Below are 308 nucleotides of genomic sequence, written 5' to 3' on the forward strand. Positions count from 1 at the left end.
GTCATGCGGCGGGGCCGTCGAGCAGTCCGTTGCATCTCCCGACGGCTCAGACGCGGCGGCCATGTTCCGCGCGGTGAATGACCGGGCGCTGGCGAACCTTGCCGCCTGGGTGCCGCATCTCGGGGCGCAGCGCTGCTATCGGGCCGGTGGTGGTTTCAAGGCCGTCGCCGAGTGGCGGCCGTCCAGCACCGGTCGGGCGCTTCATTTGCGCGCCCCGAATCTGTCGTTCAAGTCGGACGGCATCCGCGGCTTCGGCGACGGGCGCGGTTACTCCCCTATTGATGTCGTCATGGAGGCACGCCGCGTGT

Annotated in this window: 1 pseudogene; it reads left to right on the top strand. The window is 69.5% G+C overall.

Annotated features, from left to right (window positions below):
- Positions 1-61: 61 nt before the first annotated feature.
- Positions 62-308, top strand: a pseudogene (locus AC0L3S_RS39255) (hypothetical protein); the annotation flags it as partial.

Source organism: Bradyrhizobium sp. Ken01, assembly GCF_055807355.1.